Here is an 832-nt window from a genome sequence, read left to right as displayed (position 1 = left end):
AGCTATTCTTTGGTGATTTGTGGTGTGTGGTCTGGGGTTATGGTGGCATGCGGACACACTTTTCTTTACTTAACCCTTTTGGTTAGTGGTGCGCTGGGCGGGTTAAGTAAAGAAAAGTGTGTCTGATTCTCAAGATGGTGACTGGTGAGAAGCCAAAAACTACGGGCTGCAAATGTGAAACTGTATGAGTTTATGACACTTTCAGGCCATTTTTCGGGCTATTTTTGTCATAAACGTAGTCAGTAACTTGCATCGCCCCAACGCCGCCAGTCATAAACGTAGTCAGTAACTCGCATCGGTGTCACTGGGGGAGAGGGGGGGGGCTTTACCCGGGTTTGGTGGGGAGAGCTTTTGCCACAGTCTAGGTTGTCCCGAGACCCGGGGCTGGATGTCAGTTTTCAACTTAAAATATCCGCCATGAACTGGCGATTTGCTTATGTTCAACGCTGTTCTGTAGAGTAACAACTCGTGCACAGCGCTGGTAATCCAGAAAGTTGAGCACGGCATTTAAGGCCCTGTGGCGCAGTTGGTTAGCGCGCCGCCCTGTCACGGCGGAGGTCGCGGGTTCAAGTCCCGTCAGGGTCGCCACTTGATTAATTTCAAGTCTGGCCAGATAGCTCAGTCGGTAGAGCGTCCGCCTGAAAAGTGGAAGGTCAGCGGTTCGATCCCGCTTCTGGCCACAATTAATCCCCAGTCCGGAAAGGGGCTGGGGATTCTTTGTTTTACCAGGTGTTTGTCGCGGGGATCGTCGTAAAGGGGTTAAGTAGCAAAAAGTGTGTCCGCTCGGCGTGTTGCGGGGCGGGCACACCGTTTGTTACTTCATGGGGCCTTT

The 832-nt window shown here is 51.9% G+C and carries 2 tRNA genes; both read left to right on the top strand.

What is annotated here, in order from left to right:
• The first annotated feature begins 511 nt into the window (after nucleotides 1-511).
• Nucleotides 512-588 (top strand) — tRNA-Asp (locus QP995_RS10795).
• 19 nt (nucleotides 589-607) lie between these two features.
• Nucleotides 608-680: transfer RNA gene (locus QP995_RS10790), tRNA-Phe, on the top strand.
• The last annotated feature ends 152 nt before the right edge of the window (nucleotides 681-832 follow it).

The sequence above is a fragment of the Corynebacterium sp. MSK032 genome (assembly GCF_030232065.1).
GTDB lineage: Bacteria > Actinomycetota > Actinomycetes > Mycobacteriales > Mycobacteriaceae > Corynebacterium > Corynebacterium jeikeium_D.
Note: the sequence above shows the minus strand (reverse complement) of the source record. Positions and strands in the feature narration are given on the sequence as shown.